General features: G+C 71.2%; 18 protein-coding genes. 12 read left to right on the top strand and 6 right to left on the bottom strand.

Annotation, left to right across the window (positions count from 1 at the left end):
• Nucleotides 1–6 precede the first annotated feature (6 nt).
• Nucleotides 7–1239, bottom strand: coding sequence for an extracellular solute-binding protein (locus tag HNR68_RS22450; protein WP_246330517.1), 1233 nt, complete (start codon nt 1237–1239; stop codon nt 7–9).
• A 189-nt stretch (nt 1240–1428) separates the two neighbouring features.
• On the opposite strand from HNR68_RS22450, the gene HNR68_RS22445 reads away from it, so the two are divergent.
• From HNR68_RS22445 to HNR68_RS22435, 3 genes are all read left to right on the top strand, one after another.
• The gene (locus HNR68_RS22445) at nt 1429–2451 is read left to right on the top strand and encodes a substrate-binding domain-containing protein (protein WP_179723726.1); all 1023 of its coding nucleotides are present in this window, start codon (nt 1429–1431) and stop codon (nt 2449–2451) included.
• 39 nt (nt 2452–2490) lie between these two features.
• Nucleotides 2491–4068: a glycoside hydrolase family 13 protein gene (locus HNR68_RS22440; RefSeq protein WP_179723725.1), complete on the top strand. Its 1578-nt coding sequence runs from the start codon at nt 2491–2493 to the stop codon at nt 4066–4068.
• 70 nt (nt 4069–4138) lie between these two features.
• Nucleotides 4139–4984 carry a M23 family metallopeptidase gene (locus HNR68_RS22435; protein ID WP_179723724.1) on the top strand — a complete coding sequence of 282 codons (846 nt, stop codon included), beginning with the start codon at nt 4139–4141 and terminating at the stop codon, nt 4982–4984.
• A 144-nt stretch (nt 4985–5128) separates the two neighbouring features.
• On the opposite strand, the gene asnB is transcribed toward HNR68_RS22435, so the two are convergent.
• Complete coding sequence (gene asnB, locus HNR68_RS22430) at nt 5129–7057, bottom strand: asparagine synthase (glutamine-hydrolyzing) (RefSeq protein WP_179723723.1); 1929 nt, start codon at nt 7055–7057, stop codon at nt 5129–5131.
• Between the two features lie 342 nt (nt 7058–7399).
• Here asnB and ctaC point away from each other — a divergent pair, with 342 nt between their 5' ends.
• From ctaC to HNR68_RS22415, 3 genes are all read left to right on the top strand, one after another.
• Nucleotides 7400–8356 (top strand): aa3-type cytochrome oxidase subunit II, encoded by a 957-nt coding sequence (gene ctaC, locus HNR68_RS22425; protein ID WP_179723722.1) that lies wholly within the window; start codon nt 7400–7402, stop codon nt 8354–8356.
• A gap of 42 nt (nt 8357–8398) precedes the next feature.
• Nucleotides 8399–8797, top strand: a complete 399-nt coding sequence (locus tag HNR68_RS22420) for a cytochrome c oxidase subunit 4 (RefSeq protein ID WP_179723721.1) — start codon at nt 8399–8401, stop codon at nt 8795–8797.
• Between the two features lie 142 nt (nt 8798–8939).
• Nucleotides 8940–9224, top strand: a complete 285-nt coding sequence (locus HNR68_RS22415; RefSeq protein ID WP_179723720.1) for an Lrp/AsnC ligand binding domain-containing protein — start codon at nt 8940–8942, stop codon at nt 9222–9224.
• Nucleotides 9225–9242: 18 nt separating this feature from the next.
• On the opposite strand, the gene trpD is transcribed toward HNR68_RS22415, so the two are convergent.
• The 3 genes from trpD to HNR68_RS22400 form a co-directional block, all read right to left on the bottom strand.
• Entirely contained in the window at nt 9243–10289 is a 1047-nt protein-coding gene (gene trpD / locus HNR68_RS22410; protein WP_218888392.1) for an anthranilate phosphoribosyltransferase, read from the bottom strand.
• Nucleotides 10290–10462: 173 nt separating this feature from the next.
• Nucleotides 10463–10870, bottom strand: a complete 408-nt coding sequence (locus tag HNR68_RS22405; RefSeq protein WP_179723718.1) for a response regulator — start codon at nt 10868–10870, stop codon at nt 10463–10465.
• Nucleotides 10871–10983: 113 nt separating this feature from the next.
• Nucleotides 10984–11430: a hypothetical protein gene (locus HNR68_RS22400; RefSeq protein WP_380574825.1), complete on the bottom strand. Its 447-nt coding sequence runs from the start codon at nt 11428–11430 to the stop codon at nt 10984–10986.
• An 86-nt stretch (nt 11431–11516) separates the two neighbouring features.
• Here HNR68_RS22400 and ctaE point away from each other — a divergent pair, with 86 nt between their 5' ends.
• The 4 genes from ctaE to qcrB all read left to right on the top strand — a co-directional run bounded on the left by ctaE (nt 11517) and on the right by qcrB (nt 15799).
• Nucleotides 11517–12128, top strand: coding sequence for an aa3-type cytochrome oxidase subunit III (gene ctaE / locus HNR68_RS22395; protein WP_179723717.1), 612 nt, complete (start codon nt 11517–11519; stop codon nt 12126–12128).
• 88 nt (nt 12129–12216) lie between these two features.
• Nucleotides 12217–13023 (top strand): cytochrome bc1 complex diheme cytochrome c subunit, encoded by an 807-nt coding sequence (gene qcrC / locus HNR68_RS22390; RefSeq protein ID WP_179723716.1) that lies wholly within the window; start codon nt 12217–12219, stop codon nt 13021–13023.
• Nucleotides 13020–14141 (top strand): cytochrome bc1 complex Rieske iron-sulfur subunit, encoded by a 1122-nt coding sequence (gene qcrA, locus HNR68_RS22385; RefSeq protein ID WP_179723715.1) that lies wholly within the window; start codon nt 13020–13022, stop codon nt 14139–14141. Before qcrC ends, qcrA begins: the two co-directional genes overlap by 4 nt.
• Nucleotides 14138–15799, top strand: a complete 1662-nt coding sequence (qcrB, locus tag HNR68_RS22380) for a cytochrome bc1 complex cytochrome b subunit (RefSeq protein ID WP_179723714.1) — start codon at nt 14138–14140, stop codon at nt 15797–15799. The genes qcrA and qcrB overlap by 4 nt, the downstream gene beginning before the upstream one ends.
• A gap of 81 nt (nt 15800–15880) precedes the next feature.
• Here qcrB and HNR68_RS22375 read toward each other — a convergent pair whose 3' ends face one another.
• A complete protein-coding gene (locus tag HNR68_RS22375) occupies nt 15881–17599 on the bottom strand; it encodes a DEDD exonuclease domain-containing protein (protein WP_179723713.1) in 1719 nt (572 codons plus the stop codon).
• An 89-nt stretch (nt 17600–17688) separates the two neighbouring features.
• On the opposite strand from HNR68_RS22375, the gene HNR68_RS22370 reads away from it, so the two are divergent.
• Together HNR68_RS22370 and HNR68_RS22365 are read left to right on the top strand one after the other, a co-directional pair.
• Nucleotides 17689–19041 carry an NYN domain-containing protein gene (locus tag HNR68_RS22370; RefSeq protein ID WP_179723712.1) on the top strand — a complete coding sequence of 451 codons (1353 nt, stop codon included), beginning with the start codon at nt 17689–17691 and terminating at the stop codon, nt 19039–19041.
• A gap of 454 nt (nt 19042–19495) precedes the next feature.
• A complete protein-coding gene (locus HNR68_RS22365; protein ID WP_179723711.1) occupies nt 19496–20467 on the top strand; it encodes an NlpC/P60 family protein in 972 nt (323 codons plus the stop codon).
• Nucleotides 20468–20565: the final 98 nt, after the last annotated feature.

Here is a 20565-nt window from a genome sequence, read left to right as displayed (position 1 = left end):
CGGGCCTCAGCGCTGGGCGTAGTCGGGGACGACGGAGGTCTGGTAGGTGCGCGCGAGCTCGTCGAGCGCGGCGCCGGTCTCCTTGCGGCCGGCCAGGATGTCGGCGTAGGCGGTCTGCAGCGGTTCCAGCAGCTCGGCGTTCTCCGGGATCCACGGCCGGTCGTGGGTGTCGGCCACCAGCGGCCGGAACGCCGAGACCACCGGGTGCTGCGCCACCGCCGGGTCGTCGTAGGCGGACTGCCGGGTGGGCAGCAGGGCGAGCCGCGCGGCGATCTTCGCCTGGTTCTCGGTGCTGCTCATGCACTGCACGAACTTGATGGAGGCCTCGGTGGCGTCGCTGCCCTGCCGGATCACGTAGTCGTGGCCGCCGACCGGCGAGGTGCCCTTCCCGGGCAGCGGTGCGATGCCGAGGTTGGCCGGGTCGGCGAACTGCCCGGACTGGGTGTACTCGGGGACCGCCCACGGCCCGTCGACCACCATCGCCACGTCGCCGGAGGTGAACGCGGCCTTCATCGTGGTGTAGGAGTTCGGCTGGTCGAGCGCGGTGCGGGCGGCCCCGGCGTCGAGCAGGTCCTTGGCCACCTGCACGCCGCGCACCGCCTCCGGCGAGTTCACCGTGATGGTGCGGGAGTCGACGTCGAGCAGGTCGCCGCCCTGGCTGTAGAGGAACGGCAGCGCGTAGTACTCGTCGTTGTTGAGGAACAGCGCCCGGTCGCCGCCGAGCTGGGGCGCGATCTGCTTCAGCTCCTCCCAGGTCTTCGGCGGTTCGACGCCGGCCTGCGCCAGCTGTGCCTTGTTGTAGAACAGCGCGAGCGCGTCGGTGACCTGCGGGACGGCGTAGGTCTTGCCCTCGTGCTGGGTGGAGGCCAGCGGGGCGGGCAGGAAGTCGGCGGTGTCGGCGGCCAGGGGAGTGCCCGTCAGGTCCTGGATGAGCCCGGCCTGCGCGAGCTGCGCGACCCAGCCGACGTCGGCGCGCAGCACGTCCGGGCCCTGCCCGCCCTGCGCGGCGGTCTTGTAGTTGTTCAGCGCCTGGTCGAAGGAGACGGTCTCGACGCGCACCCGGTAGCCGCCGGTCCGCGCGCAGTCGGTGGCGACCTCCTGGAACACCCCGCTCTCGGCCGGGCCGCTGGTGTCCCAGAAGACGACCTCGCCGGGGTCGCCGCTGCTGCCGCCGCACCCCGCGGCGAGCGCGCCGACCAGGCCCAGGGCGGCGCCGACCGTGGCCTTGCGTCTCATCATGGCCTCCTGTGTGCAAGTTTTTGCGAGCGCTTGGCGTTAGATTGCATACCCCAGATGTGGTGAACGTCAAGGCTCTTGGTGGAAAACCGTCACCAGAGAGGCCGCGATCGGAACAGGTCGTTTGCAAAACATTGCGGTCACGTGCAGGATCGTGGCGACAGGTGGTTCCAGCGCGACAGGAGCGGAGCAGTGGCGGGTCTGGCCGAGATCGCCCGGGCGGCAGGGGTGAGCGTGTCCACGGTGAGCCGGGTGCTCAACCGCAAGGCGGGCATCAAGGAGGAGACCCGGCAGCGCGTCCTCGAGGTGCTCAACCAGATGCCGCACACCGCGCGCGGCACCGGGGCGCTGCGTCGCACCGGGGTCATCGGGCTGCTCGTGCCGGAGCTGACCAACCCGGTGTTCCCCGCCTTCGCCGAGGCGCTGGAGAGCCGCGCCTCGCTGGCGGGCTACTCGTCGCTGCTGTGCAACACCCGGGCGGCGATGACGGAGAAGGACTACGTGCGGATGCTGGTGGCCCGCGGGGTCGAGGGCATGGTCTTCGTCTCGCCGGAGATCGCCAACCCGGACAACGACGAGCGCCGCAGCCGGGGCTACTACGAGAAGCTGCGCGCCGAAGGCATCCGGATGGTCTTCGTCAACGGCAGCGCGCCGAGCCTGGACGTCCCGGACATCACCGTCGACGAGCACCTGGCCGGGTACACCGCGGCGCGGCACCTGCTGGAACTGGGCCACCGCCGCATCGGCTTCGTCAGCGGCCCGGCGCGCGCCCTGCCGTCCCGGATGAAGCGGGCCGGCTGGGCAGCGGCGCTGGAGGAGGCCGGGGTGGAGCCGAGCGCGGACCTGGTCGCCCACGCGCCGTTCGGGGCGGAGGGCGGCGCGCAGGCGATGGGCGAACTGCTCGACGGCCCGCGCCCGACCGCGGTGCTGTGCTCCTCCGACGTCATGGCGCTCGGCGCGATGCGGGAGGCGCGCCGGCGCGGACTGGGCACGCCGGAGGACGTCTCGGTGGTCGGCTTCGACGACATCCCGCTGGCCGCGTACTGCCAGCCCGCGCTGACCACGCTGGCCCAGCCGATCCGCGACATGGCCGCCGCGGCCGTCGACGAGCTGACCCGCCAGCTCGACCCGGACGAGCCGCCGCGGACCTCGACCAACTTCAGCCGCATGTTCCGGCCGAACCTGATCGTCCGCGAATCCACCCGGCCGCTGTGACCGCCGGGCTGCCGTGCCGCGACCTCACGAGGAGCAGGGATGACGAAGTGGTGGCGTGACGCCGTCGTGTACCAGATCTACGTGCGCAGCTTCGCCGACGGAGACGGTGACGGGGTCGGCGACCTCGCCGGGATCCGCGACCGGCTGCCGCACCTGGTGGACCTCGGCGTGGACGCCGTGTGGCTGACCCCGTTCTACCCCTCGCCGATGGCCGACGGCGGGTACGACGTGGCCGACTACTGCGACGTGGACCCGCTGTTCGGGTCCCTCGCCGACTTCGACGCGCTGCTGGCCCAGGCGCACGAGCTCGGCCTGCGGGTCATCGTCGACGTGGTGCCCAACCACACCTCCGACGAGCACCCGTGGTTCGTCGAGGCGCTGGCCGCCGCGCCCGGCGATCCCGCCCGCGAGCGGTACCTGTTCCGCGACGGCCGGGGCGAGCACGGCGAACTGCCGCCCAACGACTGGGAGTCGGTCTTCGGCGGCCCGGCCTGGACCAGGGTCGCCGACGGCCAGTGGTACCTGCACCTGTTCGACCCGCGGCAGCCCGACCTGAACTGGCGCAACCCGCAGGTGCGCGAGTCCTTCCGCAAGGTGCTCGAGTTCTGGCTGGACCGGGGCGTCGACGGGTTCCGCATCGACGTCGCGCACGGCATGATCAAGCACCCCGACCTGCCGGACACCGGGCTGGACGGGCAGATCTCCCTGCTGGGGCGCGGGGAGCTGCCGTACTTCGACCAGGACGAGGTGCACGACATCTACCGCGACTGGCGGCAGCTGTTCGACTCCTACGAGGGGACGCGCATCGGGGTGGCCGAGGCGTGGGCGTCGACGAGCGAACGGCTGGCCCGGTACGTGCGGCCCGACGAGCTGCACCAGGCCTTCAACTTCGCGCTGCTCGAAGTGCCCTGGTCGGCCCCGGACTTCCGGCGGGTGGTCGAGGAGTCCCTGGCCACCACCGCGGCGGTCGGCGCCACCACCACGTGGGTGCTCGGCAACCACGACGTGCAGCGCCCGGTGACCCGCTACGGCGGCGGCGAGCTCGGCCTGCGGCGGGCCCGGGCCGCGGCGCTGTTCAGCTTCGCGCTGCCCGGAGCGGTCTACGTCTACCAGGGCGAGGAGCTCGGGCTGCCGGAAGTGCTGGAGCTGCCCGACGAGGCCCGCCAGGACCCGATCTGGAAGCGCTCCGGCGGCACCGACCCGGGCCGCGACGGCTGCCGGGTGCCGATGCCGTGGTCGGGCGACGAGCCGCCGTTCGGCTTCAGCACGGGGAAGAGCTGGCTGCCGGCGCCCGCGGAGTGGGCGAGCGCCACGGTGGCCGCGCAGGCGCGCACCGAGGGCTCGGTGCTGCGCACCTACCGCGACGCCCTGGCGCTGCGGCGCGCGCACCCGGCCCTCGGTGACGGGGAGCTGGAGTGGCTGGACGCCCCGGAGGGCGTGCTGGTCTTCCGCCGGGGCGCGGACTTCGTGTGCGCCACGAACTTCGGCGCGGAACCCGTCTCCCTGGACCTGCCCGGTGGCCTGCTGTGCCGCAGCGACGCCGCGACCAGTTGGGACGGCGTGCTGCCCGGCGCGACCACGGTGTGGTTGGGAAGGATTAACCAAGAATCCGCCTAACAGGTCTGTTCTTCCCAGGATCGTCGTGATCGCATGGATCCCTCCCTGAACTGAACTCTGGAGGTGGTTCATGTTGCGTCGATTAGGTTCGGGCGTGGCGGCAGTCGCGCTCGCGGCACTCGGCGTGGTCGGGCTCGGACAGGCGCCCGCGTCCGCCGCGCCGAACTTCCAGGTCCCGTTCAAGTGCGGCGTCACGGTGACGGCCGCGACCTTCAGCGGCCACAACCCGGCGAACTCGGTGGACTTCCAGAAGGACGGCATCACCGGCATGCCGGTGCTCGCCTCGGCGGCGGGCACGGTCACCCGGGTCGCCAACGAGGGCAACACCAGCTACGGCCGCTGGATCGAACTGGACCACGGCGGCGGCTGGCGCACCCGCTACGCCCACCTGTCCACGCAGACCGTCTCGGTGGGCCAGAAGGTCTCCCAGGGCGCGAAGATCGGCACCGCGGGCGCCACCGGTGGCGTGACCGGCCCGCACCTGCACTACGAGCAGCGCCAGAACGGGACGGTGGTCAAGGCCAAGCTCAACGGCGTGGCCGTGCCGTACTTCGCCAAGACGCCGTTCACCAGCAAGAACAACTGCAGCGGCAACCCGTACACGCCGACCGAGGTCTGCGGTTCGGGCTACAGCGTGATCGACCAGAAGGGCCTGTCCGGGGCCGGCACGGTCTACCTGCTGTACAACAGCTCGAACAAGAACAACTGCGTGGTGACGCTGAAGTCGACCTCGCTGGGCAAGGCGTCCCCGACGGCGGCCTTCCTGGAGGTCCAGGGCGGGAAGCGGACGACCGACTCCGGTGACTTCACCTACTACGCGGGCCCGGTCCGCCAAGAGGCCGGTGCCACCTGCGTGAAGTGGGGAGGCTCGGTCGGCTCCCAGTCCTACGAGAGCCCCTTCGAGCACTGCGGCTGACGCCCCGCTCGTGAGTGCGGAAGCCGCCTGCAACCGGCTTCCGCACTCACGACGCTCATGCTGCGGACCTCCGTGAGTCGAAGCACGCCGAGTCCCGGGCCCGCCCACCTCGGGAGGTGAACGGGCCGTTCGCGTGCGTCAGCGTCAGAGGCGGACCGGGTAGTGCGGCTCCGGGACCTCGGGCGACAGGCGCCCCTCGATGAAGATCCCGTGCCAGAGCATGAACACCAGCAGCGCCCACAGGCGGCGGCTGTGGTCCAGCACGCCGGAGCGGTGCTCCTCCAGCAGCTGGAGGATCGCGGAGCGGTCCAGCAGGTGGTCGGTCTGGGACTGCTGGATGATGTTGCGCGCCCAGTCGTGCATCTCGTCGCGCAGCCAGTGCCTGATCGGCACCGGGAAGCCCAGCTTGCGACGGTTGAGCACGTGCGCCGGGACCACCTGGTGCATCGCCTGGCGCAGCGCGTGCTTCGTGGTCTCCTTGGTGATCTTCTGCTCGAGCGGGATCGAGCTGGCCACCCGGAAGACCTCCGGGTCCAGGAACGGCACGCGCAGCTCCAGCGAGTTGGCCATGGTCATCTTGTCCGCCTTGACCAGGATGTCGCCGCGCAGCCAGGTGAACAGGTCCACGTGCTGCATCCGGGTCACCGGGTCCCAGCCCGCCGACTGCCGGTACGGGCCCGCGGTGATGTCCCGGTGCGACACGCCCGGGTCGAAGCTGCGCATCACGGTGCGCAGCTGGTCGTCCCGGAAGATCCGCGCGTTGCCGTAGTAGCGGTCCTCCAGGCTCAGCGCGCCGCGGCGCAGCAGGTCCTTGCCGCGCACGCCCTCCGGGATCGCCGTGGAGACCTTGCCCATCGCCTTGCGCAGCGCGCCGGGCACCTTCTCGAACGGCGCCAGCGACAGCGGCTCGCGGTAGATGGTGTAGCCGCCGAACAGCTCGTCGGAGCCCTCACCGGAGAGCACCACCTTGACGTGCTGGCGCGCCTCGCGGGCGATGAACCACAGCGGCACCAGCGCCGGGTCGGCCACCGGGTCGTCCAGGTACCAGACGATCAGCGGCAGCGCCTCCATCATCTCCTCGGCGGAGACGGTGCGGACCACGTGCTTGACCCCGATCGCCGCGGCCGACTCGGCGGCCACGTCGATCTCCGAGTAGCCCTGCCGCTCGAACCCGGTGGTGAAGGTGATCAGGTTCGGGTTGTGCTCCTTGGCCAGCGCGGCGATCGCGGTGGAGTCGATGCCGCCGGACAGGAACGCCCCGACGGTCACGTCGGCGCGCATGTGCTTGGCGACCGAGTCGCGCATCACCTCGACGATCTCGTTGTGCAGCCGCCGCGCGTCGGCGTCGGTGTTGACCGGCCGGGGGCGGAAGTTCGGCTGGAAGTAGCGCTCGGTGACCAGCTGGCCGCCGGGGGACACGGTGAACGAGGTGCCCGACTCGATGCGGCGGATCTGGCGGTGCAGCGTCTCCGGCTCCGGCACGTACTGCAGCTGCAGGTAGTGCTGCATCGCCTTGTGGTCCAGCTCCTCGGCGATGCGCAGCGTGTTGGTCAGGTTCAGCAGGCTCTTCTTCTCGCTGGAGAAGGCGGTGCCGCCCGGGCCGCTGGCGTAGAACAGCGGCTTGATGCCGAACGGGTCGCGCGCGCCGAAGAGCACCCGGCGCTCGTTGTCCCAGACCAGGAACGCGAACATGCCGCGCAGCCGCCCGACCATGGATGTGCCGAGGTAGTGGTAGGCGGCGACGATCACCTCGGTGTCGCCGTCGGTGCTGAACCGGGCGCCGAAGCGCTCGATCAGCTCCGCGCGCAGCTCGAGGTAGTTGTAGATCTCACCGTTGAAGTTGATGGTGTAGCGCTGCGGGGCTTCCGGAGGACCCCAGGTCAACGGCTGGTGCGAGTGCTCCAGGTCGATGATCGACAGCCGGTTGAAGCCGAAGACGACCTCACCGCCGTGCCAGGTGTCACTCTCGTCCGGACCCCGGTGTCGCTGGCACGGCAGCGCGTTGGCCACCGCGTTCACCGCGAATCCGGCGTTCTCTTCCGTGGGACAGATCAGTCCAAGCAGGCCGCACACGCGTCTGGTGCACCTCTTCGAGTCGGCGATGTCGTCTGGTGCCTCCCCCTGGGGGCTCGCCCCAGTATGCCGCCCGCCCGCGTGGCGCACGCACGTGGCCGCGCGCACGCGCCGGGGTGCGTGCGCGGTCGTGACGTCGCAGCCGAGAGGGGGTCCGGCGTCGCGCTCCGCGACCGGTCGCGCGAACGAGCGAGGCGATCGACGCCCCCGGAGCAGTATCGCGGCTACACCTGGGCTAGGCTCTGCGCAGGATTCCGGCGGCAGGTCCGGCGGTCCGGTCACCGGACCGGACGCGGATCACCCGGCCGCACCGGTGAGTTTTGCACGAGGAGGCGTCGCGCAGTGGGCCTGAAGGAGGGGACCCGAGTGCCACGGCTGGTCAAAGTCGCTGGGCTGATCGGCCTGGTTGGTGTCGCGGCCACGGGTTGCACGACCGATGAGGTCCTGCGGTTCGGCTGGCCGGAGGGTGTCACCCCGCAGGCCGAGTCGATGCGGACCCTGTGGACCTGGTCGGTCATCGCGGCACTCGCGGTGGGTGTGATCGTGTGGGGGCTGATCTTCTGGTCGGTCGCCTTCCACCGCAAGAAGAAGGGTGACGAGGAGCTCCCGCGGCAGTTCCAGTACAACCTGCCGCTGGAGATGATCTACACCGCCATCCCGTTCGTGCTGGTGGTCGTGCTGTTCTACTTCACGGCGGTCACGCAGAACTACGTGCTGGCCAAGCCGGCGAGCCCGGACCAGAAGGTCAACGTGATCTCGTACCAGTGGAACTGGGAGTTCAACTACCCCGAGTACACGACGCCGGACGGGCAGCCGGTGCGCACCGTCGGCAGCAGCAGCGAGATCCCGCTGCTGGTCCTGCCGACCGGGGAGCGCATCGAGTACCACCTGCGCTCCACCGACGTCATCCACTCGTTCTTCGTCCCCGAGTTCCACTTCAAGCGGGACACCTTCCCGCACCCGGAGAAGAACAACCAGGACGACGTCTTCCAGAACACCATCGAGCGGGAGGGCGCGTTCGTCGGCCGTTGCGCCGAGCTCTGCGGCACCTACCACGCGATGATGAACTTCGAGGTCCGGGCGCTGTCCCCGGACAAGTTCGACCGGTACATGCAGCTGCGCACGCAGGTCAACCCGCAGACCGGCCAGCCCTACACGGCGGCCGAGGCGCTCACCCAGCTGGGCGAGGAGCGCGCCGACTGCGGTGAGCTGTGCGAGCCGTACGCGGTGACCGGCGTTCCGTTCAACACCGAACGCACCGGCGGAGCACCCTCCGGTCAGCAGGTCGGGACCAAGTAGCGGTGCCCTCGACAGGGCGTACGGCGTGAGAGCGAGGACTCCATGAAGATCGAAGCTCGGATCTTCAACATCATCACCGTTTTCTTCTTCCTGTCCGCGGTCGTGTACGGGGTCTGGGCCAAGGAGCCGGTGGGTACCGTGGCGCTGATCCTGGTCGGCGGTCTGTCGCTGATCATCGGCAGCTACTTCTCCTTCGTGGCGCGCCGCATCGAGCAGCGTCCCGAGGACAACCCGGACGCGGAGATCAGCGACGGCGCCGGCGAGCTGGGCTTCTTCAGCCCCGGCAGCTACTGGCCGGCCGGCCTGGCGGCGGCCGCGGCCTTCGCCGGCATCTCCCTGGCGTTCTTCCACGCCTGGATGATCGTGCTGGCCGTCGGCTTCGTGCTGATCATGGTCGCCGGGCTGGTGTTCGAGTACCACACCGGCCCCGGCCACCACTGAGGAACGACTGCGCAGGAGGCCCCCGAGTCCCGCGGCTCGGGGGCCTCCTGCTGCGCGCACGCCGGGGGGATCACGGCTGCTGCCCGGAGGACCGGTCGTCTAGCATCGGTTGACGCACCCAGGCCCTGCAGGAGGTTCGCCCGTGATCACCGCGATCGTGCTGATCCAGACCGCCGCCGACCGCCTCACCGAGGCGGCCCAGGAGATCGCCGACATCGACGGGGTCGACGAGGTCTACTCCTGCGCCGGCGACGTCGACCTGATCGCGATGCTGCGGGTCCGCCGCCACGAGGACCTGGCCGACATCGTCCCGGGCCGGATCAACAAGGTGGCGGGGGTGCTGGACACCGACACCCACATCGCCTTCCGCTCCTACTCCCGGCGCGACGAGGAAGCGGCGTTCGCCATCGGCCTCGAGGAGGAGTGAGCCCGCGCGGCGGGCCGGTCAGCCCAGCTCGGCCTTGAGCGCGCTGGAGCGGGTCGCCCAGCGGCTCAGCAGCTGCGCTGCGGCGCCGGAGTCGACGGCCTCGGCCACCCGGTCCAGCGCGGCCCGGAGCTGGCCGGTGAGGTCCTCTCCCGGCCCCTCGTGGGCCACCAGCGCCCCGGCCGCGTTGAGCAGCACGGCGTCGCGCACCGGGCCCTTGGTGCCCGCCAGGAGGTCGTGGACGGCCTGGGCGTTCACCGTGGCGTCGCCGCCCCGCAGGTCCTCCGGGCGGGCGTAGGCGATGCCGAGGTCCTGGGGGTCGACGCGGGTCTCGTGCACCGTCCCGTCGTGCGCCACCCACACCGTGCTGGCCGTGGTGGTGGTGATCTCGTCCATGCCGTCGTCGCCGCGCACCACCAGCGCCGACGCGCCGCGGGCGGCGAACACCTCGGCCACCACGGGCGCCATCCGGCGGTCGGCGCAACCGATCAGCCCGGCCACCGGGCGCGCCGGGTTGGTCAGCGGTCCCAGCAGGTTGAACGCGGTCGGGATGCCGATCTCGCGGCGCGGACCGCCGGCGTGCTTGAAGCCCGGGTGGAACACCGGCGCGAAGCAGAACCCGATGCCGACGGCCTCGACGCAGCGGCGCACGCCCTCCGGCGGCAGGTCGATGGCCACGCCCAGCTCCTCCAGCACGTCGGCGGTGCCGCACTTGGAGGAGGCGGCCCGGTTGCCGTGCTTGACCACGGTGGTGCCGGAGGCGGCGAGCACGATCGACGCCATGGTGGAGATGTTCACGCTGCCGGAGCGGTCGCCCCCGGTGCCGACGATGTCCACAGCGCGCTGCGCGATGTCGAGCTTGCGGGCGTGGGCGAGCATGGCGTCGGCCATGCCGCGGATCTCGGTCGGCGTCTCGCCCTTGGCGCGCAGCGCGACGACGAACGCCGCCACCCGCGCCGGGGTCGCCTCCCCGGACATGATGAGGTCCATGGCCCAGGCGGTGTCCTCCGCGGACAGGTCCTCACCCGCGACCAGGCTGCCCAGCAGTCCCGCCCAACTTCCCGCCATGGTTCCCACGCTTCTTCTCCGTGCTCGTGCTCGTTCGGACTCACTCTACGTAGGTGGCCGCCCGGAGGGGTCCCCGAGCCACCCACGAGTGCGGGGGAGCGCAGGCGGGAGGAGAGCCCCGAGGACCCGCCGCGGACGGTCGGTGCCTGGCGCGGGCCGCGGGGAGCGTCTGCTCAGGCCGGGACCGGCTTGCCGCGGGTGCGCAGCACCTCGGCGACGGTCTCGGCCGCGGCCAGCGGGTCGAGGGGGTGCACCAGCACCGCGTCCGCCTGCGACCAGGTGGCCAGCCACCGGTCGTCCTTGCGGCGGACCGCGACGACCACCGGCGGGCAGTCGTCGATCTCGTTCTTCAGCTGCCGGGACACGCCCATGCCGCCGGTGGGCTGCGCCTCGCCGTCCAGGACGAGCAGGTCCGGACGGCCCGCGTCGACCTCGCTGATGACGTCCGCGACGGTGCCCGCCTCGACGTAGGTCACGCGGCCCAGGTCCGGGGCCGGGCGCCGACCGATCGCTGTGATGATCGCCTCCCGGACCTCGGGGCGGTGGCTGAACACGAGAACGGTGGTGGTCGGTGCGCTCATCGACGGCTCCTCAGTGTCTGCGGGACGCCCCGGCGGTGGCCTGGCGATCGCGAACTCACCCCGGATGCTATCGGCCGGACCGGCATCGGCAGTAGTCGCCCGGCCGAAATCGATCAGCTCGACGCGCCCGGACCGGGCTGCAGCGCGTCCCACCCGAAGACCTGGCCGCCGTGCCGCTGGGCGAGGCCGGCCATCCGCGAGCTCTCCTGTGAGCAATGCAACGCATCGAGATGCTGAACACGGAGGGCGACCAGCGGGGTCAGCCCGGCGTCGGCGAGCTCCGCGCCGCGCCCGCCGGGCCGCAGCTCCCAGCCGTCGGCGGCCAGCAGCTCGCGAGCCGGCTCGACCGACCGGTCGGGCAGCGCCAGGTGGTGGCGCAGCACCGCAGGTCGTGCGGCCTCCCACTCCTCCGCTCGGGCTAACGCGGACGAGGCCGCCTCGGTCTCGTCGTAGGCGATCACCACGATGCGGAGAGCCGGGTCATCGATGCTGGTGGCGGGCTTGCCGCCGGTCCCGCGGCCGGTCAGTCGGGCGGCCCAGCGGGCGAGGGTGCCTTTCACGGTGCGTCACCTCCGGGTTGCGATCCGATCACCCCGGGGCCGACCAGGTGGACCCGAAGGCGCGAGCGGAAAAGTCGCAAGACATAATGCGTCGCGTGACAACGGCAGCGCCCTCTATCAGTCAACGCGTGCACTCGCTGAACCGGCCGAACATGGTCAGCGTGGGCACCATCGTTTGGTTGGCCAGCGAGCTGATGTTCTTCGCTGGGCTCTTCGCCATGTTCTTCACGGTGAAGGCGCAGAACGAGGGCCCGTGGCCGCCACCGCCCACCCACCTGAACCTCCCGTACGCCCTCCCGTTCACGATCATCCTGGTGGCGTCCTCGTTCACGTGCCAGTGGGGCGTGTTCGCGGCGGAGCGGGGAGACGTCTTCGGCCTGCGCCGCTGGTACGTCATCACGCTGGTCATGGGCACGATCTTCGTGCTCGGTCAGGCGGGTGAGTACTTCCAGCTGGTCGTCGAGCACGGGACCACGATCGCGTCGTCGGCCTACGGGACCGTCTTCTACATGACGACCGGTTTCCACGGGCTGCACGTCATCGGTGGGCTGATCGCCTTCGTCTTCCTGATCATCAGGACGAAGATGAGCAAGTTCACCCCCGCTCAGGCCATCGCCGCCATCGTCGTGTCGTACTACTGGCACTTCGTCGACATCGTGTGGATCGGCCTGTTCGCCGTGATCTACCTCGTCCCGTGATGGCGAGGAGCCGGGCGGTCCCGCTCGGCACCCCCGAACGAGGTCGAAACCGAACACCCCGAACCGGACAGCAAGGGTTGCCGCACTCATGACCACCAACAAGAAACGGAACCGCGCGGGCTCGAAGCTCAAGCGGCGGATCTCCGGTGTACTGGCGCTGGGCATCGCGCTGGTGGGTGCCGGTGGGCTGTACACCGTCGTGACTCCCGAGCCGCAGACCGCGCAGGCCGCTGCGGAGCCGGCTCTGGTGAGGCAGGGCGAGCAGCTCTACAACAACGCCTGCATCAGCTGCCACGGCGCCAACCTGCAGGGCGTCCAGGACCGCGGACCGAGCCTGGTGGGCGTCGGCGAAGCCGCCGTGCACTTCCAGGTCTCCACGGGCCGGATGCCGATGGTGCGGCAGGAGGCGCAGGCGATGCGCAAGCCGCCGAAGTTCACCCCCGAGGAGATCGACGCGCTGAGCGCGTACGTGCAGACCTACGGTGGCGGACCCGAGTCGCCGAAGCAGACCGGCGAGGCGCTGCGGGGCGAGAACCCCGCGCGCGGCGCTGAGCTGTTCCGGCTGAACTGCGCGTCCTGCCACAACTTCACCGGGCGCGGCATCGCGATGTCCTCCGGCAAGTTCGCGCCCAACCTGCACGGGTCGACCGAGCAGGACATCTACGAGGCGATGCTCACCGGGCCGCAGAACATGCCGAAGTTCTCGGACCGGCAGCTCACCCCGGAGGAGAAGAAGGACATCATCGCCTACGTCAAGTCCGTCACCAACGGGAACAACAACCCCGGCGGCAACGACCTCGGTGGTTATGGTCCGGGACCGGAAGGCGTCATCGCCTGGGTGGTGGGCATCGGCGCGCTCGTCGGCCTCACCCTGTGGATCGGAGCCAGGGCATGAGTGAGCAGAAGAAGGAATACACGGAGGCCGAGCTGGCCGAGATGAGCCGCGACGAGAAGATGCGGCTCGGCCTGGCGCTCGACGACGTCGAGCTCGTCGAGTACCGGGAGCAGTGGCCGGTCAAGGGCACTCGCGCGGAGCGTCGCGCGGAGCGGAACGTCGCGGGCTGGTTCGCGCTGGCGGGTCTGTCGGCGCTGGCGTTCATCGCGGTCTTCATCTTCTGGCCGTGGGACTACGTCCCGCCGTCGGACGAGCGCGGGCACTTCATCTACTCGCTGTACAACCCGCTGGTCGGCTTCTTCTTCGGCCTGGCGATCCTGGCCGTCGGCATCGGCGTGGTGCAGTACCAGAAGAAGTTCATCCCGCAGGAGGTCGCGGTCCAGCAGCGCCACGACGGGCACGGCTCGGAGGAGGTCGACCGCCAGACGACCGCCGCCCTGCTGGCCGACGCCGGTGACAAGAGCGGCATCGCCCGCCGGTCGCTGATCAAGCGGACCGCCGGGTTCGGTGTCGGTGCGTTCGGCCTCGGCGCCGGCGTGTTCGCCGTCGGCGGCCTGGTCCGCAACCCGTGGGCGACCACCGGTCCGGAGTCGCTCCAGCACACCGGCTGGCTGTCGGAGACCGGCGAGAAGACCTACCTGCGCCGCGACACCGGCAACAAGCACGAGGTCTCGCTGGTCCGCCCCGAGGACATCGACGCGGGCGGCTTCGAGACGGTCTACCCCTTCCGCGAGTCCATGCGCGGCACTGAGGAGCTGGAAACCTCGCTGCGCAAGGGCGACGCGCCGGTCATGCTGATCCGGCTGCGCCCGGGCAGCAAGCCGATCAAGCGCAAGGGGCAGGAGGACTTCAACTACGGCGACTACTACGCCTACTCGAAGATCTGCACCCACGTGGGCTGCCCGACCTCGCTGTTCGAGCAGCAGACCGGGCGCCTGCTGTGCCCGTGCCACCAGTCGCAGTTCGACGTGGTCAACACCTACGCCAAGCCGGTCTTCGGCCCGGCCACACGAGCGCTGCCGCAGCTGCCGATCACGGTGGACGAGGACGGCTACTTCGTGGCCAAGGGCGACTTCATCGAACCGGTGGGTCCGGCTTACTGGGAGCGCAACGCATGAGCTCGATCACCCAACCGACGAAATCGGAGAGCGCCGCGTACCGCAAGATCGCCACGGCGGCTGACGAGCTCGACTCGCGCTACCGGATGGCCAAGGGCGTGCGCCGGCAGCTGAACAAGGTCTTCCCCACGCACTGGTCGTTCCTGCTGGGTGAGATCTGCCTGTACACGTTCATCATCCTGATCGTCACGGGCGTCTACCTGACCTTGTTCTTCGACCCCTCCATGGAGGAGGTCGTCTACAACGGCGTGTACCAGAACATGCAGGGCATCCCGATGTCCCGCGCGTTCGAGAGCACGCTGGACATCTCGTTCGAGGTCCGCGGCGGCCTGTTCATCCGGCAGCTGCACCACTGGGCGGCGCTGCTCTTCGTCGCCGCGATGATGCTGCACATGTTCCGGGTGTTCTTCACCGGTGCGTTCCGGCGCCCGCGTGAGGCCAACTGGACCATCGGCGCCCTGCTGCTGATGCTGGGCATGTTCGAGGGCTTCTTCGGCTACTCGCTGCCGGACGACGTGCTGTCCGGCACCGGCATCCGCGCCACCATGTCGGGCATCGTGCTGTCCATCCCGGTGATCGGCACCTGGCTGCACTGGGCCCTGTTCGGCGGCGAGTTCCCGGGCACCGAGATCATCCCGCGGCTGTACGTGCTGCACGTGCTGATCATCCCGGGCATCATGCTCGGCCTGGTCGCGGCGCACCTGGCCCTGGTCTGGTACCAGAAGCACACCCAGTTCCCGGGCGTGCGGCGCACCGAGGGCAACGTGGTCGGCGTGCGCATCATGCCGGTGTTCGCCCTCAAGGCCGGTGCGTTCTTCGCGCTGGTGACCGGCGTCTGCGCGATCATGGCGGGCGTCTTCCAGATCAACGCGATCTGGCACATCGGCCCGTACAACGCCTCGCAGGTGTCGGCGGCCTCGCAGCCCGACTGGTACCTGATGTGGGCGGACGGCATCCTGCGCGTCTGGCCGGCCTGGGAGCTCTACCTCGGCCCGTACACGGTGCCGCCGGTGTTCTTCGCCGGCATCATCGGCATGGGCGTGCTGTTCACCACGCTGTTCCTGTACCCGGCGATCGAGCGCAAGCTGACCAAGGACAACGCGCACCACAACCTGCTGCAGCGGCCGCGGGACACCCCGGTCCGCACCGCGCTGGGCGTGATGGCGCTGACGTTCTTCGGGGTGCTGTTCATCTCGGGCGCCAACGACATCGTGGCGTTCCAGTTCAACATCTCGCTGAACCTGATGACCTGGTTCGGCCGCATCGGCCTGCTGGTGCTGCCGCCGATCGCCTACTACATCACCTACCGGATCTGCCTGGGCTTGCAGCACAGCGACCGCGAGGTGCTGGAGCACGGCGTGGAGACCGGCATCATCAAGCGGCTGCCGCACGGTGAGTTCATCGAGGTCCACCAGCCGCTCGGCCCGGTGGACGACCACGGCCACCCGGAGCCGCTGCCCTACCAGGGCGCTCCGGTGCCGAAGAAGATGAACAAGCTCGGTGCGGCGGGCAGCCCGGTCGCGGGCAGCCTGCTCCGCCCGGACCCGGTGGACGAGACCACCGCGCTGGAGCGGGCTCGCCACGAGCAGCTGAAGAGCGAGGAGGAGGCCGAGGAGCGGGAGCTGACGGCGGGCAAGCCGCAGCAGCCCACCGAGTGACCCACAGGTCGTTGTCACCGAACGAGGCCCGGTACCCCGAGGGGTGCCGGGCCTCGTCACGTCCCGGGCGGCACCGCGGGATCAGTCGACGGCGGCGTAGGCGGTGCGGCCGTTGACCGCCTTGTCCAGCCAGGCGTGCCAGGAGCCCGCCGCGCCCGCCGGTTCGCCCCAGGGCGTGGAGCAGCGGACCAGGCGGGTGCCGCCGGTGGTCAGCCAGCGGTAGACGACGCGGGCCTCGTCCGCGGTGGCGCCGCGCAGCGGACCCGGGCCGGGGACGACGGTCTCCGCCGAGGCCCGCAGCGCCTCCACGACCGGCATCGGGGGCACCCCGCGGCGGGCGGTGCCGGCGGCCGCGAGCCTGCCGTGGCGGACCACCGCCAGGTGCCAGCCGCCCCGGCCGTCCGGCCGGGCCGCGACCAGTTCCTCGACGGCGGCCAGCGCGGCCAGCCGCTGTCCGCGGTCCAGCGCCCGCACCAGGCGGGCGAGCCGGTCGCGGTGCGCGGCGGCGTCCTCGAAGCGCTGGGCGTCCGAGAGGCGGTCGAGCTCGGCGCGCAGCCGCTCCAGCAGGACGGCGCTGCGGCCCCCGATGACCTCGCGGACGGCGATCACCTCGGGTTCGTACTCCTCGGCGCTCTGCAGGCCCGCACAGGGCGCGCCACAGCGTCCCAGCTCGTGCAGGGCGCACGGGCGCCCGCGCGGGGCGCGTGCGGAGATGCGCTCGGTGCACCGGCGCACGGCCGTCGCGGCCTGCAGCGCCTCGACGGCGTCGGCGGCGGCGCCGCGGGAGCTGAACGGCCCCAGCGCCCCCGGACGCGGGGTGCGCACGATCGACAGGCGCGGGAACGGCTCGTCGGTCAGCACCACCCACCAGGCGCGCTGCGGCTGCTTCGAGCGGCGGTTGTAGCGCGGCTGGTGCGCCGCGAGCAGCCGCAGCTCGCGCACCGCGGCCTCCAGCGGGTGCGCGCACTCGACGTGGTCGACGCGCTCGGCGATCGCCACCATCTCCTTGATGCGGCTGCGCCGCTCGCCCGCGGTGAAGTACTGCCGGACCCGGCGCCGCAGGTCGGTCGCCGTGCCCACGTAGAGCACCTCGTCGCGGGGGCCGCGGAACAGGTACACCCCGGGCGCGTTCGGCAGCGCGTCGGCGAGACCGCGCTTGCCCCGCTGCTGCGGGGTGACGTCCGGCAGGTGGCTGAGCAGGTCGTCCAGCGTCCGCAGGCCCAGCGACCCGACCCGCTCCAGCAGCGCGTGCAGCACGTCGACGGTGGCGCGGGCGTCGTCGAGCGCCCGGTGCACCGGTTCGGTCCGCGCGTGCAGCACCCGCGCGAGCGTGCCGAGCTTGTAGTTGGGCGTCTCGTCCCGGGTCAGCACCCGCCGGGCGAGCCGGACGGTGTCCACCACCTGCGGGCGCGGCCAGCGCAACCCGAGCCGCTCGCAGGCGGCGCGCAGGAACCCGATGTCGAACGGCGCGTTGTGCGCGACCAGCACGCACCCGCGGCAGAACTCCAGGAAGGCGGGCAGCACCGCGTCCACGCGGGGCGCGTCGACGACCATCGCCTCGGTGATGCCGGTGATCGTCACCACCGAGGGCGGGATGCCCCGATCCGGGTTGACCAGGGTCGCGAACTCGCCGAGCACCTCGCCACCGCGGACCTTGACCGCGCCGATCTCGGTCACCGCGTCCTGCGCGCGGTCGCCGCCGGTGGTCTCCAGGTCGACGACCACGAACGTGACCTCGTGCAGCGGGACTTCCTCGCTGGTCAGGATCTCGTCGAAGGACAACTGCGGGTGCGCGGACATCGACGATCACGGTACGTCCCGCCTCCGACAGTGCGGTGGATGCGGGGTTCCGGGGACCAGCCCATTAGCCTGTGGGGGTGGCGCCACCGATGCCGGGGTCAGCGGACACCCCCGAACCCGCCGAGTCTGCTGTGGACAGTGCACAGCAGACGGGTTCGACCGTGCACTGGGACGAGCTGCCCGGACCACTGCGCGCGCGGCTCGCCGAACTGGCCGCGGGCGCCCTCGGCGAGATGCGCCCGACCGACGTGCCCGCGCAGCTGCGCCCGGTGGTCAAGTTCGCCCCCGCCAAGCGCGCCAAGCTGGGCAAGCCGGCGCTGCTCGACGCGCTGCGCGACTCCAGCGTCTTCCGCACCGCGGTGGTGGACTGGTGCCGCAACCACCACCCGGAGGCGCTCGCCCTGGACGATCCCGACCCGCTGGTGGTCGCCGCCGCGGCGGTCCTGCAGGGTTCGCCGGTCGCGCCGCACTACGTGGAGCTGATCGGCTTCCGCGCCGAGCAGGGGCAGTTGCGCACCGAGCGCGACTCCGCGGTGGCGCGGGCCGAGCGCCTGGCGGCCGAAGTGGACCGGCTGCGCGGCGAGCTCGCCGAAGCCCGCCGCGCCGCGGCCCGGGTGGGGGAGGAGAACAACAGCGAGGCCGACCGCTTGCGCAAGCGGCTGCGCGAGCAGGGCGTTCGGCTCAAGGAGGCCCGGGACGCCGCGGAGCGGGCGGACGACGAGCTGGCGGCGGTGCGGGCGGAGCGCGACGCGGCCGTCGCGGAGATCGCCGCGGAGCGCGACCGGGAACGGGCGCGGGCGCAGGAGGAGCGGCGGCGCGCGGAGCGCGCGAGCGCCGAGGTCGAGGTGGCGCGGCAGAGCGCGCGGGAAGCCCGGCAGGGCGACGAGGTGCGCCTGGCGCTGCTGCTGGACACGCTGGAGGGCGCCGTGGGCGGCCTGCGGCGGGAGCTCGGCGCCAGCGGCAGCGGGCCGCGGCCCGCGGACGTCGTGCAGCGGGTGCGGGAGCACTCCGGCGCCACCGGGGGCGTGCCGGACGTGGCGACGCTGGACCGGTTGCTGGCGCTGCCCGCCGTGCACCTCGTCGTGGACGGCTACAACGTGACCAAGACCGGGTACCCGGAGCTGCCGCTGTCCGACCAGCGCGACCGGCTGTCGCACCAGCTCGCCGCGCTGGCCGCGCGGACCGGGGCGGAGGTGACCGTCGTGTTCGACGGCGCCGACGTGCTGTCCGTGCCGACGGCCGGACCGCGCGGGGTGCGGGTGCTGTTCAGCGAGCCCGGAGTGCAGGCCGACGACGTGATCCGCGACCTGGTCTCGGCGGAGCCGAAGGGGCGCCAGGTGGTGGTGGCGACCTCGGACCGCGCGGTGGTCACCTCGGTGCAGCGGCGCGGCGCGTACGCGGTGCCGTCGGCGACGTTGTTGGCCCGGCTGAACCGCGTCTGACGGTTCAGCGACGGGGATCGACCGCCCGGCGATCGGACGGGCGTGGCCGATCTCACCAGGGGGAACTGCGGCGTCGTCGATCTTCGTCTCGCCCGGCGGCGATCTTCATGAGTCCAGGTCAATGGCCCGCAGATCTGGTCACTGTGAGCGCACGGATCTCGTCCGATAGAGGTCTTGTGCGGCCGTGCACAAGAATTCGACCCCGCTTCTGGACGTCGCGGCTCACCTTTCGTAACCTGACCGGGACCTCGTGGCGATCAGTTGCCCAGACCGGGCGACCCGCGGGGCACCGCTGAACGACTTGTCGGGGGAGTCGGCCGAGCCGGGTACGGGGGCATCCGGCAGGCAAGCGGGTGGAGAAGCAGAAGGAGCTGTGCGCGACGTGGCGTCGCACCGACTGAAGCGATCTCTGCGAGGAGCCCTTACCGCGACCGCGGTAGTCGCCGTCGTTGGCATGTCCTCCGGGCCAGCGCTCGCAGACCCACCACTTCCCGACAACCTCTCGGACGCCGCCAAGCAGGTGCGTGACCTGCAGAGGCAGGCGGTGCAGATCACCGAGGACAAGAAGAAGGCCGAGGACGACCACGAGGCCAAGAAGGCCGAGCACCAGCGCGCCATCGAGGAAGCCGCCCAGGCCGAGCAGGTCGCCAACCAGGCCAGGGCCGACGAGGAGCGGTTCCGGGTCAAGGTCGACCGGCTGACCCAGGCCTCCTACCAGGGCGCCCGGCTGAACAAGCTGTCCGCGCTGCTGGTGAGTGAGACCCCCGAGGACTTCCTCGACCGCGCGTCCGCGCTGGACGCGCTGGCCAAGGACAACAACGACGCGGTCAAGGCCCTGGTCTCGGCCCGTCGCCAGGCGGAGGCCGCCGAGCGGGCCGCGCACGAAGCCCGCGACCGGGCGGCGCAGGCCGAGGCGGACGCTGCCCGCATCGCCGAGGACCTCAAGGTGAAGTCCGAGGAGATGCAGGAGCAGATCGAGAAGGTCGAGGAGCGCTACGCCGAGCTCTCCGGTGAGGACCAGGACTCGCTGAAGTCCGACGGCGAGCTCGGCGTGGGCCTGATCGCCGGTTCCGGCGCGGCGGTCAAGGCGGTCAACGCGGCGCTGGGCAAGCAGGGCGCGCCGTACTCGTGGGGTGCCAAGGGGCCGTCGTCGTTCGACTGCTCCGGGCTGATGTACTGGGCCTACAAGCAGGCCGGCGTCACCATCGGCGGCTCCACCAAGACCCAGGTCACCCAGGGCAGGGCGGTCTCGGCCAGCCAGCTGAAGCCGGGCGACCTGATCTTCTACTACAGCCCGGTGAGCCACGTGGCCATGTACATCGGCAACGGCAAGGCGGTGCACGCCCCGACCACGGGCGACGTCGTCAAGGTCACCGACTACAAGAAGATCGGTCCGGTGAACACCATCCGCCGCATCGCCGGCTGAGCTGATCGCACCGGGGTCGGCACGGACGACGTGCCGGCCCCGACGGCCGTTCCGGCGGGCCGCGCGACGTCTGGTTCGTGATCGGCCCTACGATGCGC

It is taken from the genome of Saccharopolyspora hordei (assembly GCF_013410345.1).
Lineage (GTDB): Bacteria > Actinomycetota > Actinomycetes > Mycobacteriales > Pseudonocardiaceae > Saccharopolyspora > Saccharopolyspora hordei.
The sequence above is the reverse complement of the archived record's forward strand: the minus strand, read 5'-3'. Positions and strand labels throughout refer to the sequence as shown.